This is a genomic window from Microbulbifer variabilis ATCC 700307 (assembly GCF_000380565.1).
Lineage (GTDB): Bacteria > Pseudomonadota > Gammaproteobacteria > Pseudomonadales > Cellvibrionaceae > Microbulbifer > Microbulbifer variabilis.
This window is the reverse complement of the sequence record NZ_AQYJ01000024.1, coordinates 380,239-392,689: the sequence shown is the minus strand read 5'-3', so window position 1 is coordinate 392,689 and position 12,451 is coordinate 380,239. Positions and strand designations below refer to the sequence as shown.

Sequence of the window (12,451 nt, the reverse complement as noted above, 5' to 3'; positions counted from 1 at the left end):
AATGATTACATTAGTTACAGGCTAGTGGAAGGCGCAACATGAATTCACCATCCTTTTGCATGACTTCTATTGACCTACCTAGGATCATCTCCGATCTTTTCCTCAGGTTTATTAGTCCTAACTTTCCCGAAGGAACCGTTGTAACTTTTGGCCTTATTTTATTTCTCACCTCAAGCCAGTGATCAGTCACTATTACTTTAACCCATAAAGGATTCTCCCTATCCCCCTGGTTATGTTTGATTACATTTTCCAGCGCCAACTGAAGAGAGCAAGGTAAAGTTACATGTTGATATAAAGTATTTCTTCTACATTCAACATCTAATTTGTACGCATGAGAAAACCTTTGCTCCACCAATGACATATAATCCATTGCAAAAGTAATTTCACGATCAAGACTTATCGTTTTGAAATCTTGACACTCTAAGACATAGCGATAGATATTTGTAAATTTATCTAGAAACTCATCAGCTACCTCAGGATTGGAACCTATAAGTGCCGACAGAACATTAAGATTATTAAATAAGAAATGAGGATCCAGCTTCTGCTGCATGGCTTCAAGCTGCTTCTCCAAAAGTAACTTTTGCACTCTCTCCAAATCTAGACGTTGCTCATTAACCCCTTTAATTAGCTTAAAGGAAATAACTGCACCACAATTTAAAACATGTAAAAAAATCAAACTCAACGCAAGTAAGGACACATGTCTTTTATCTATCTCCTGGATACCAAAGAAAAGCTCCAAAGACAAAGTAAGAAATATTGCCAGGAAAAGGTAGATAAAGCCGCTAATTACAAAAACTGCAAGGAAGAATTGGATGGATATATTATCCTCTTTTTTACTTGGTATTAACGTGCCATATACTTTCAACGATAACCATTGAGAGAGAAAGCACTGCAATACAATCCAAATTGGTGCATCATAATGTATAACGATGGCATTTCCCGGAGTAGCTTTTATTGTAGCAGAGTACAAGACAACCAAAATTGAGAAACACGTCGTCAAAAAAATAATGGCTGCCTTGCTCATCTTTATACTTTACTTATTTATTTACTGCGGAAGACGCATAATAACCTGACCATTGACATCGAGAAACTCTAATTTTGCCTCACCATCTTTGGTAACCATTAGCTGAATACGTTTGTTTCCATCAATATCATTTAGCTGAAGCTTCGAATCACCATTTAGGGTACCGTAAAAAGCCCTTCTAGTCCCGCCAAGCTTTTCTTCTTTATACCGCTTTGTTAACCATGCTATTCGCTCTTTATCGCCAAGCCTTTTAGCCTCACTAAACTCCTTAGACAGATCAAAATCCATATCCTGATCAGGACGGTCCATTACTGTAAGGCCCGTGACCATATAATCAGAACTTTCAATGTGTTGCACCATTAGAGTTTGATCTTGATTATATCTATCAAAAGATAGATGTAACCCATGGTTAGTTATACCACCGTCCTGACTTCCTCGAAATATAAATCCCCCATTTTCAGTCCCCTCATCATTGTAAAAAATCATCCCAGGCCTAGAGGACTTTGATCGAAATACCTCTCGCCCATACCTTTCGACCCCTGGCGCCTTATCTGAGTTTGCTAGAACCATACGATTTAATCCGTTCTTTTCTACAATATTGATTCGCTCGACAAAAATCTCTTCAAACTCAACTGTATCCCTCTTAAGCCCCATTAAGCCGCCCAAAAAAAGTACGCTTAATGCTAGTAGTACATTAATTTTGCTTTGATGACTTGATACTTGTCTTTGATTTTCCATGTTAACTACCTTACCTAAATAAAACCTCAAAGTTAGGGGGTAGAAGGAAAGTGTTCTAGAAGAAAGCTGTGAACGGGGGGAGAACCTAAATAAACAGGGGGAAAAGCCAAATAAGATGTGCTCAAGAGGCCTTTGTGAAACATCGAGAGGATTGTTTTTGAGATATGTACAGTCAGATAACAATAGCAATCACCATGTATAGATAGTGACTTTGGGAATACAGCATATAGTGAGTCCCTATTCTTACTACCTCCCTCAAACTAGATTTATGTTCCACTAAAGCCCTTATAGATCACCATTGACGCCTATCAATAGGTTAAACAGTTTGGACAAGATTCAAAATTGGCGCATAATAACTCATACTAGCTGCACTCAACCCCCAAGAAGACGCTGTCTGTCGTAGCCGCCCGTCTTAAATTTATGATTGTGAATTCTCTATGAACACCCCTGATTTGAACGATATTGCTACCTTGAGCTGTGAAGATCGCTATGAGTATTTCCTGAGCATAGCCGGAGAAGAGCGGGAGATCTGGATACTGATCGATAGCCAAAATTGCTTTCTTAAAATACACACCGATGAAGACGGTGGCTTTGAATATCTACCAGTATGGCCAAGCGCTGAATTTGCCCAAGCCTATGCTGAGAATGAAGCAGGCCTCACCCCTAAAAGTATTCCCTTACCACAGTTTTTAAAGAAGTGGCTTTCCGGCTTAAAAGGTGACGGCATTGAAATAGGTGTGTTTCCTGCGTCGGATAAAAGCGTATGGATTACTAACTCAGAGGAGCTAGAGGTCGATCTGCGGGAAGAACTGAACAACTTCTAAATGAGCCATTCATATTGAAGCTATCGTTTCAATAATCTGACAAAGAAGCTTAATTCCATTGAATAAAAGTAAGATAACAGGCTAAACACCTGTTTTCTTGCTTAGGAAATAGACATTTACAGATTCGCCGCCTGATATTTATATATACGATTCACTTGAGACGCTGCAATGAAAATCAGGAATGAAATAAGTTTCGACACCACCAAAAGCCAAAAGGCGTAGAAAGATATAAAAATCGGCTTTGCTCACTCATAGCAGCGCAGTCGCCAGCGCAAAGAATTCGGCAAAGCAAATAGTATTCGGCTAGATAACTTTTACGTCATCCAAACCTCCCCACAAGTCGACATCCGAATTCAAAGTAAAATCCACAACTCCCCCTATAGAGAGCAGATAGATATTAACTCCCTGATCCAGAGACCGCCAATCATGTAGGGTAACAAACGCTTTATCGAGAAATTGATACTGAGTAATAATCTCTCTACCATAAACAGATATAGTTTTTTGTTAAGGCCATCAATAAATATAAATTTTCTACTAGCAATTAGAGTAAGCTTGGAATCATTAACTTTAGATAGCAAAGCGTTCATCACTACCCTCCCCCCTTAAATTCAAGACCCCTAACTTTACTATGAACTTTTAATCCAAAAAGCAGTCTCCCCAAATTAGCTGTGTATTTAAAAACTCCTAATATGTTCCCCTAATTGGGTAATGATTATCAGGATTTCGAATAAACTCGATACCCACCAATAGCGTTTGCAAGTCAGGCCTTGCAAAAGGTGCATTGGAAATATCGACTATTTGCAGCCTTCCTGATTCGTTGATGACAAAAACACCCGGTTCAGCAAAGGGCCTGTCTGTTTCTTCTGGGGAGCGGGGTTTTGAAATATAGAGCCCAAGCTGCTGCATTTGGGGTATTGATAAACCGTAACCGATAGTAAATCCCGGCTGAATTGTTTCCATATGCAGAGAAGCTTTTTCCTCGGTATCGGCAGAGACAGCAACCACGTCAATACCCTCCGCATGATAGCGGGGTAGTAGCACACTCAATACACGCAAATACTTGGTACAAAGAGGGCAGTGCTTACCTCGGTAAGCGACTACCATCTGCCAATGAAAACTACCGTCGGGCTTCCCCAGCACCAACTCACCTCCGCCAAGTCGCTGTACCTTTATGGAAGGGAAATCTCTACCAGAAGCAAGCTTTATATTGCTCATTAGCACCCCACTTGAGAATATAAGTAGAGACCTAGTCAACCAATGAATCCCACCGTTAGTATAGGAGACTCGATGAAAAATCCCCTTATTCGTTTTCTATCAACGCTACTAGCAACCGGACTGCTAAGTGGCTGCCCTGCTAACCACCAAAGTAACTCTTCTCCTGAAAATCATTCCCAACCACTCGAGTTTTTGCCTGCCCTGAAAGGGGACTACTTTAAGTTGGATTCAACGATTATTGGGCGCCCCTACCATATCTATACTCGCCTGCCTGAGGGCTACAATTCAAACGAGGATACAACTTACCCGGTAATTTATCTCCTCGATGGGGATTCCCTGTTCCCAATTTTGGCTACTAATCACCTGTTTATGCATTACGACGATTACGCCCCCGAGGCGATTATCGTAGGTATTGCATACGGCTCATTTAAACCCGAGATCAATCATCGCAGTTTTGACTTTTCGCTACCCAGTGACAGTGACACACTTAAGTACGGCGGTGCAGCACAGTTTCTCAACTTTCTAGAGCAGGAGCTCTTGCCAGCAGTTGAAAGCCGCTACGCGGTAGACCCTCAGCAACGGGTTCTCTTCGGTCAAAGCCGCGGGGGGCATTTTGTACTGTACACGGCCTTTACTAAGCCCGACTTATTTCAAGGCTTGATAGCTAGTAACGCCACCTTTCTTCCACAGCAGGAGTTTTTCCATAGGGAACCTGTACAAGCGACAAGAGAGGATCTGACTCTGGTAGTAACCAGTGGCTCTAAAGACATGCCAAACCTACGCAATGATGCACTCTCCTGGCATAAGCACTGGAAAGAACGAGAGAACACTCCCTGGCGCATTGCATTTACAACGATTCCGGGCGGTACCCATGCGGCAAACAGTACTGACAGTTACCGTTTCGGCATCCATGAGATTTTTGCGGAAGAGATCGAAGTATCTCGTATGAAAGCAGAGAACAATTTACAAGTGGCAGAGGATCACTAGAGCTAAAAATTAATAGCAGTAAATATGTGATTCCCGCAAACTAAAAAGCCCGCTTAAAAGCGGGCTTTTTAAAACGATGAGCTAATTACTCTGTACAGGCAGCAATACGACCAGCCGTATTTTTACCGGCACCACAGTTCAGGCCACCGGGGATACCAGTGTAGTCTGGGGCCATAATACCGCCGTTACGCTGAGCATCATGGTCAGTATAGAGGCTCGCCAGGTTATAAGAGCGTGCAGTACCTTTGTGATCATTATCACAGGAGAAGATCGCGCTACCGTATGCGATACCCAGGAAGGTTTTGTATTCTTTCAGGTTTGAGTAGAGGTTGCGCTTCCCTGAGCCAGAACAGTTCATCTGAGACGCCAGGTTAATATAACCGTCGTCTTCACCGCCCAACAACAGGGAACTTGCAGTTGCAATGCCAGGGAAGCCCGCATAACCGCCAATGGTATAAACCGGTGCAGCCAAATTTGTACCTACATAGTTACGCACCGCATAAACATCATTTGTCTGCAGATAGCGCACCGCTGAGCACTCTCGACCTATAAACAGATCATTGACCACGCTTTCTATCCAACTACCGTTACACAGCCGATCGACAAATTCTGTGCCGGTAATAGCACCACCAGTAGTGAAAATTGCAGCAATACCACTAATCGCTTTATTAAAGTCAACCTCAACCGCATAACGGTCATCTAAACCAGCTACGTTATAGGTCTTGGTTTCGGTTTTACATCTCTTCCAGAACCATCTGCCAGTACAAACCTTTGAGCTTTCAGTAACAGTATTTGTGTCAAACTGGTTATAAGCGCGATTGTAGTAAGGAGATCCGGGTACAGCATTGCCGGTGAGGTACATCATTTGCGCCGCACCCTGGCTATGAGCAATCACCCAAAAGGTATCATCGGCTTCACACTGATTATCATGCTCGTATCCATCTCCCTTACCACTGCGAATATCAATGATCTGCCGGGCAATCTCACCTGCTGTACCATCATGCCAATAGGGCATTTCACCCTCATCGGTGGAGTTATATCCAACTACTCCGTAGTTGCCACCGTTCATGCGCAACTGCTGGATAAAATTACTACCATTGTATTTATCAAAGAAGGCCTCGCTCCAATAATCCAGGGCTGGCTGTTCCAGCTTACCTTGAGAATCAGTGCGCTGTTTAATATGCCCTTCGGTACCATGACCATGGACGAGAATATAGCAGTTGTCAGCTGCTGCAAAAGCTGACGCCATGAGCCCAGCAAGTGCAAGAGAGAGACTTACACCCAATCGTTTGTAGAATGTCATTGTTGTATCCTTATATTTTTTCCCAGCCCCACTTCACACTTCCAAAAAATTATTTTTATTGGCCGGAATACTATTTTTGGACTGGCAAACTTATCTGGAGAAGATATTGCGGTAATAGGACTTCAAGCGCCAAACGAGAACCCGGAGCGACATGCTTGCAGACCAGTTAGTCAGAAGGCAAGTATTCAGGCAGTTAACCAAATATATTTTAAAAAACTTATAAATCTTGACCAAAGCCCTGGTAAATCAAACAGACCGCACAGGAAGAACCCCATATCTGGATAGATTTTTTGTCCAAATTTTAACCAGGCCGAAAAATAGCAAATGTGAAAAAGGGGGCTTCCCCCCCCTTTTTAGTCAACAAACCCTCTATAAAAAGCGCGCAGAAAATTAAAACTGCTGATCAAATTACAATCGAATTAGTTAACGCTTTTTGAGTGATAAATCATCGCCTGCCACGTATTCTGCTGACCACCACCATAGTTTTCAAAAGTTGGGTTCTTGATGTAACTCCAAGCTACCTTGCCACCACCCATATACATAGGCTCATCCAATCCACCCCAACCATGATTAGGCAACTGAATCGGCCCTTCAAGAACATTCAAGTCCGCATCAATTTCCATCACATAGTAGGCTTTGGGAACCAAGAGACGTAATGACTTTGGGCTATAAATTCGATCAAAGGGTAAGTTATCCGAGATACACTGGAACTTGGCATATCCGAATAAATAACGACCATTTTTTAAGTCAACTAGCTGAGGATCACTAACCTGGCAATCATTATCCTCTACCAGCCACTTAAAGCCTTGCCCACTAATGCTTCCACTACCATTGACCTTAGCAATACCAATGCGTGTCAGAGAGGAAGGATCCAGAGCATCTCCTGAATAAAGTCCTTGACGCTCAATTGAAGGAAACTGGGCTTTCTCTGGGTACCAATAATTGTAAGACATATAAGAGAGGAAGCAGTTATTTTCATCATAATCTGAACACTCCTCGTCAAATGGCCCCTCTTTGCTAGGGTCTACACCCACTTCATCTTGTAGAAACCGATCCATATCGGCATCAGCAATAAATTTTGGAGAGACAATTAATGACAAATTAGTATCTGCATCCAGGGGCACAACAGTATGCCCTCCACCATTGGAGACCATTGCCGCGGTTGAAGGTACAAAATGGTTAAAATAGCCTTCAGAGCTCGAACTTGAGGTTTCCATTTTAATCGCGATAGTTCCAAGCTGACCGTGAGTGCTGCCAATCCAGTCATTCCAGTCGCTAGTGCATAGAGCCCCATATTTCTCATTATCGGGATTATAGAATGCCCGGATATTGACAACATGGCCATCGCCACAAGCCCAATACCAACCGCGATTATCCGAACCACTCATATTCAGCGACCAATCATTTCGATTGATAACCGTTAAGCCCGCAGAATAATGTGAGTCCCCTTCATTATCGAATACACGGGCTGAGGCCGAGAAAGCATAGCTAGACCTCCCCTGGCTATCTGTATCCACGTAAACCAATTCTTCTGTTCCCACATGAGATCCGCCATGCATTTTATTTACTACATAAGCATCGGGCGTTTCACTCAGAGCTTCGCTCTCCCACTCCAGCAGCCATATCTGATCATTATATTTGTAACCATTGTCACGAATATGTTGTAGAAGAGCATCGTGATCGGCAGAGGATAAATTATCTATGATATATTCCATTTCCTCCTGCATTTCAGCACCTTTAATGGTAGTAAAGGAAGGTGATTCACCGAAATCAGTATCAGGGAACGTGCTTTTCAAACCGGGGAGAAAATCATCAAATTTTAATGTCGGGTGCTCAGTGAAGAAATCAATGAATTTTCCATGATTAGTGGCCACCATTAAGCCAATTTCATTACTAATTCGTGCTTCAATTTTGTCAATATTATCTTCCATTGTCATCCAACCGCTACCATACTGCTCCACAAGGTCCCCTTGAACCTCGTAGCGTTCATGCGCCTGGTAATCTGTATTACAAAGTACTGCCACTCGGGAGCAATCTTTGCTCGCGGCAATACCATGGGATTCATGGCATTGTTTTAAAATTGTCGCATTGCCTGTCTGGTCGAAGCTGGAGGTTTCGGGGTTATATTTTAGTTCATACACGGAACCATAGGTGGTATCGTCAGCGCTGGTCCCCTCAGATAAAGTTGTTGAGACAAACATTCGGGGAGTCTCGGTGTCCGTCGCACAGGTAGCTACATAGTTACGAATAGGGATATCAATGTCATTTTCATTCTGCTCACCATCTGTCCGAGCAATATAGTGAGCCATTTGATAGACTTCTTTGGCGTTATTCATTGCATCAGGCAAGGTCACATCCACAGCTGTCAAAGTGGCAAATCCAAGCTCAGTGACTTCTACATCACCGACCATCACTGAAGTACCGACATTATCTGATATTGGCGTATCACCTGCGCCTCCTTGCCCATTTCCGGAACCCTGTCCACTACCACCATCTCCTGCAGGTTGGTCAGTATCAGAAGATGAGTCTCCCCCGCCACCCCCACCACAGGCGGTCAGAAGTGTTACTAAGGTAACTGCAAGTAATTTCTTGTTAAATAATGTTCCCATGAGTTCTGCTCTTCCAGAAAGTCGCTACAAATATAGTTATTGGCTGGGCCTAGCCAGGTTGTCCCACCTAGAAACAACGGCCGACCTTAAAGGCTATGCAATCGATTTTCTGCGAAGTAGCTAAAGCAAAAAGTGTCTACTGGTTCAAAGTAAGCCTGAGGAATAAATATGCATAGGATAAAAACCTGGAAAAAGTATAGATAAAAGCTTTTATATAGATGAAATTAGCCAGAAAAATTCCCTAAAAAGACTTTCCTAAGCCCCGGGCGACCCAAAGTCATCTAGAAAAGTTATTTGATAAAAATCAGAATTTATTTCCCCAGAACGCCTAACACTCAACTTGTCACACTTTGGCAATTTAAATCAGTTTTTAGTGATTTTGGTCACTTATGACTAATTAATGACCTCGGAGGGGTTTGCAAATATAATTACAACTTCAGCTAATTTTTAATATAAGCCCACCAACAACGACTTTTCAAAGTGAGAAATCAAAATGAACAGGATGCTACTGTTATTTACCTTTCTTCTATCCAATATCTGCGTAGCAGAACCAGAAATAAAGGGTTCTCCTCAAGAATTACGCGGAATCCTATATCCTGCAGACAATATTGTCACAATCCGTGGTAGCGCTGAAGAAACCGCTTATTCTGACCGTGCCATCATCAGCTTAGTCGTTACTACCGAAGAAGAACAATTATCAGATGCCATCACAGCAAATCACTCTCTTCGTACAAAGCTCCGACAGAGCCTCATTACAACAGGCATTGATCAAGATAAAATCAAGAACTCCAGATTTTCTTCTTCTCCACAATTTGGCTGGCTAGGCAAAAGGCCTAACAGCTACAAAGTAATGAATCGAGTAGCAATTACAATAGAGGGAGAAGATCAGCTACAAGCTGTCGCCCGGCTCGCAGATCAAAATAAAGAGGTTATGATTGTAAACACTGCATTTGAGCATTCAAAAGAGAGGCAGACCAACAAAGAGGTACAGTCTCAAGCCCTACAAAATATTTTACAACAGAAAACCGACTATGAGATGGCTTTGGGTGTAAAACTAATACCCGTCGGCATTCGGAAAAATAACACGTACTTTCGAGCCACCGGTGGTGCCATGGCTATTGAGGAAGTCGTAGTCACTGGCTCCAGAGTACAACAGGATGACCTTTACTCTTTCGAGCAGGAACCTTCCTTTGATGAGATTCTATATGAAGCAGATCTTGCAGTAGATTTTAGAATTCAGTCTGAGTCCAGAACCCAATAAATCAGCCTTTGAATAAGGGCTTGACTTCGGTATCTGAATGAAGCGCTGGATAGCTATCACCACCCCCTATCCAGCACCCCTAAACTCACCCTACAGATAGTGACAATATCTGGCTAATTTCATTCAAACTGCGATTGGATTGCATTTGCCAGGTTTCAATTGCTTCTTGCAATGCTGCCCAGTCCTTTTTTGAAGAGGGAGATTTATCCACTACTCCCTCCCTGACAAGCGCCCTTATGGTATCGCTAGCAAAAACCAGAGTATCTACCCCCATTCGGCGTAAGAATACTTGAGCAGTTTTACCTCCCAACCTATCTCCGCCCCTGCGCAGATACTTTAGATTCTCTATATAATTAGCTGTATTCCAGCTGGAAAAATAGCTTCCCAGACTGCCGAGCTTATTAGACAGCTGCCAAAAAAAATCTGCATTCCTTGGTATCGATCGTGTTTTCGTCCAATGCTTTATCATTCCCTCCTGGTGCATCAGGTCATCAAGTACCTCTTCCGGCAAGTACCGGCAAAAAGATAGGTCAAACCCATGAAAGATATTCTCAATACCTGGCCATTTTTTCTCCACCACCTTCCAGCTAAATCCCGCCTGAAAAACAGCCCTTGAGGCGGCAGATAGCCACTGACTATTGGGAATAGACTGGATCTGCTCCGCCGCCTTGGGTTTTGTCAATCTTGCTTCAAGGCCTGCCTCTCCTCCAAATCTATCAATTACCGGAGCCTCAATATCTAAAAAATTACGCATGTAAAAATACTCCGTAAAAATTCATACCGACTTATATCAGCCTAAAGCAAGGACGACTAGTAAAATGACAAGAGACTTTTAAATAGGGACTCACTCCCAGCCTGATTTCTGGTGAGTAAATTAGGACTCACCTGAGTAATGAAAACAGAGAAAAACTCTCCCCAAACTGATACTTTGTATACACCTACTTTCTTGAATATCTATTTTATAACAGCAGGAGTTCCATATGGTCCGACGTACACTCCCCGCCCTTATTTTTGCTATCTCAGTTGCTACAGCAGATGCTTCAGGGCCTGAATCACTACCAGAGGATGCTAGTTGGGTTAGCAGCCAATCTGAACAGATGAAATCCCAGGCTATTGAACTCGCTGATCACCTGTGGAGTTTGGCCGAGGTAGGTTATCAGGAAACCCTCAGCAGTGCGGCCATCCAAGCTCAGTTGAAAGCTGCGGGTTTCAGGATCGAAGAGGGTATCGCAGACATACCCACTGCTTTCGTCGCCACCTTTAAACAGGGACGAGGAGGACCAACCATTGGACTACTGGCAGAAATGGATGCGCTACCCGGAGTCTCCCAAAAAGCGGTGCCCTACCATAGCCCGATTGAGAAGCAGAACGCTGGGCACGCCTGTGGACATCACTTGTTTGGCGCTGGATCAACAACAGCAGCGGTTATGCTCAGTCGTTGGTTACAGGAAACTGACACGGACGGTGAGATTCGCCTGTATGGTACGCCAGCTGAGGAGGGAGGCTCTGGCAAGGTCTATATGGTAAGAGCTGGCGCTTTTGAAGATACCGACATAGTTCTACAGTGGCACCCGGGTGACCAAAATGAAGCTCACCCACAATCCAGCCTGGCAAACAAGTCTGCAAAATTTCGTTTCAAGGGTATTGCCAGCCATGCAGCCGCTGCACCTGAACATGGCCGCTCCGCTTTGGACGGCGTCGAGGCTATGAACTTCATGGTAAACATGTTGCGTGAACATGTACCAGACAGCACCCGCATTCATTATGTAATTACAAATGGTGGAATGGCACCCAATGTCGTTCCAGCCAATGCAGAGGTCTTTTACTATGTACGTGATCGCAGTGCTGCAGACCTAGAGCCAGTATGGTCACGCGTGGAAGAGATAGCGCGCTCTGCCGCCCAAGGCACAGGTACTGAAGTGGAGTGGGAGGTAATTCATGGTAACCATAGTCTTCTACCAAACCAAACGCTGAATCGCCTTATCGATTCCAGTATGCGGCAATTTGGCGGTATCCAGTACTCAACCGATGAATTGGAATTTGCCAAGAACCTGGAGGGACTTACTCACCGCCCCGGTCGTCAAATCGGTGACCAAGAAAACATTGTCGACTATAACCCTAGCGAGGCCCCCTTCCCCGGCTCCACCGATGTGGGGGACGTAAGTTGGAATGTGCCTACAGGCGGTTTTACCACCGCAACCTGGGTTCCGGGCACATCAGCCCATACCTGGCAGGCCGTAGCGGCAGGAGGGACAAGTATTGGTCACAAAGGGATGCTTTTAGCTGCAGAAACCCTGGCACTCACTGGAATTCAATTACTGAAGTACCCTGAACTGGTGGAACAGGCTAAGCAAGAGTTCAGCCAAAAGCGTGGAGAGAGCTTTGAGTACATCCCCCTTCTCGGCAATCGCAAGCCACCGCTTGACTACCGCAAATAAGTAAATTTCACTCTCTCTTGAATTAGAAAAGGGAAGCAAGCCTACCAAAAGC

At 43.8% G+C, this 12,451-nt stretch carries 10 protein-coding genes; 4 read left to right on the top strand and 6 right to left on the bottom strand.

The window, feature by feature from the left end; genetic code table 11:
* Window positions 1-10: 10 nt before the first annotated feature.
* Both G367_RS0108585 and G367_RS0108580 read right to left on the bottom strand, forming a co-directional pair.
* Window positions 11-1,024: a sensor histidine kinase gene (locus G367_RS0108585; protein WP_020412712.1), complete on the bottom strand. Its 1,014-nt coding sequence runs from the start codon at window positions 1,022-1,024 to the stop codon at window positions 11-13.
* 21 nt (window positions 1,025-1,045) lie between these two features.
* Complete coding sequence (locus G367_RS0108580) at window positions 1,046-1,762, bottom strand: hypothetical protein (RefSeq protein ID WP_020412711.1); 717 nt, start codon at window positions 1,760-1,762, stop codon at window positions 1,046-1,048.
* Window positions 1,763-2,199: 437 nt separating this feature from the next.
* Here G367_RS0108580 and G367_RS0108575 point away from each other — a divergent pair, with 437 nt between their 5' ends.
* Window positions 2,200-2,586 carry a DUF2750 domain-containing protein gene (locus G367_RS0108575; RefSeq protein ID WP_020412710.1) on the top strand — a complete coding sequence of 129 codons (387 nt, stop codon included), beginning with the start codon at window positions 2,200-2,202 and terminating at the stop codon, window positions 2,584-2,586.
* Window positions 2,587-3,270: 684 nt separating this feature from the next.
* Here the strand turns inward: G367_RS0108575 and G367_RS0108565 are convergent.
* Window positions 3,271-3,801: a redoxin domain-containing protein gene (locus G367_RS0108565; protein ID WP_020412708.1), complete on the bottom strand. Its 531-nt coding sequence runs from the start codon at window positions 3,799-3,801 to the stop codon at window positions 3,271-3,273.
* A gap of 72 nt (window positions 3,802-3,873) precedes the next feature.
* Between G367_RS0108565 and G367_RS0108560 the strand changes: the two genes are divergently transcribed.
* The gene (locus G367_RS0108560) at window positions 3,874-4,788 is read left to right on the top strand and encodes an alpha/beta hydrolase (RefSeq protein WP_020412707.1); all 915 of its coding nucleotides are present in this window, start codon (window positions 3,874-3,876) and stop codon (window positions 4,786-4,788) included.
* Window positions 4,789-4,873: 85 nt separating this feature from the next.
* Here the strand turns inward: G367_RS0108560 and G367_RS0108555 are convergent, their stop codons facing one another.
* Both G367_RS0108555 and G367_RS0108550 read right to left on the bottom strand, forming a co-directional pair.
* Complete coding sequence (locus G367_RS0108555) at window positions 4,874-6,091, bottom strand: hypothetical protein (RefSeq protein WP_020412706.1); 1,218 nt, start codon at window positions 6,089-6,091, stop codon at window positions 4,874-4,876.
* A gap of 419 nt (window positions 6,092-6,510) precedes the next feature.
* Entirely contained in the window at window positions 6,511-8,700 is a 2,190-nt protein-coding gene (locus G367_RS0108550) for a hypothetical protein (protein WP_020412705.1), read from the bottom strand.
* A gap of 493 nt (window positions 8,701-9,193) precedes the next feature.
* On the opposite strand from G367_RS0108550, the gene G367_RS0108545 reads away from it, so the two are divergent.
* Entirely contained in the window at window positions 9,194-9,961 is a 768-nt protein-coding gene (locus G367_RS0108545) for an SIMPL domain-containing protein (RefSeq protein ID WP_020412704.1), read from the top strand.
* A gap of 85 nt (window positions 9,962-10,046) precedes the next feature.
* Here G367_RS0108545 and G367_RS0108540 read toward each other — a convergent pair whose 3' ends face one another.
* A complete protein-coding gene (locus G367_RS0108540) occupies window positions 10,047-10,715 on the bottom strand; it encodes a DNA-3-methyladenine glycosylase I (RefSeq protein ID WP_020412703.1) in 669 nt (222 codons plus the stop codon).
* Between the two features lie 226 nt (window positions 10,716-10,941).
* Here G367_RS0108540 and G367_RS0108535 point away from each other — a divergent pair, with 226 nt between their 5' ends.
* A complete protein-coding gene (locus tag G367_RS0108535) occupies window positions 10,942-12,399 on the top strand; it encodes an amidohydrolase (protein ID WP_020412702.1) in 1,458 nt (485 codons plus the stop codon).
* The last annotated feature ends 52 nt before the right edge of the window (window positions 12,400-12,451 follow it).

What these genes read in the sequence shown, in the direction of transcription:
- G367_RS0108585 (WP_020412712.1), bottom strand. Translation starts at nt 1,024, where the DNA reads ATGAGCAAGGCAGCCATTATTTTTTTGACGACGTGTTTCTCAATTTTG.
- G367_RS0108580 (WP_020412711.1), bottom strand. Translation starts at nt 1,762, where the DNA reads ATGGAAAATCAAAGACAAGTATCAAGTCATCAAAGCAAAATTAATGTA.
- G367_RS0108575 (WP_020412710.1), top strand. Translation starts at nt 2,200, where the DNA reads ATGAACACCCCTGATTTGAACGATATTGCTACCTTGAGCTGTGAAGAT.
- G367_RS0108565 (WP_020412708.1), bottom strand. Translation starts at nt 3,801, where the DNA reads ATGAGCAATATAAAGCTTGCTTCTGGTAGAGATTTCCCTTCCATAAAG.
- G367_RS0108560 (WP_020412707.1), top strand. Translation starts at nt 3,874, where the DNA reads ATGAAAAATCCCCTTATTCGTTTTCTATCAACGCTACTAGCAACCGGA.
- G367_RS0108555 (WP_020412706.1), bottom strand. Translation starts at nt 6,091, where the DNA reads ATGACATTCTACAAACGATTGGGTGTAAGTCTCTCTCTTGCACTTGCT.
- G367_RS0108550 (WP_020412705.1), bottom strand. Translation starts at nt 8,700, where the DNA reads ATGGGAACATTATTTAACAAGAAATTACTTGCAGTTACCTTAGTAACA.
- G367_RS0108545 (WP_020412704.1), top strand. Translation starts at nt 9,194, where the DNA reads ATGAACAGGATGCTACTGTTATTTACCTTTCTTCTATCCAATATCTGC.
- G367_RS0108540 (WP_020412703.1), bottom strand. Translation starts at nt 10,715, where the DNA reads ATGCGTAATTTTTTAGATATTGAGGCTCCGGTAATTGATAGATTTGGA.
- G367_RS0108535 (WP_020412702.1), top strand. Translation starts at nt 10,942, where the DNA reads ATGGTCCGACGTACACTCCCCGCCCTTATTTTTGCTATCTCAGTTGCT.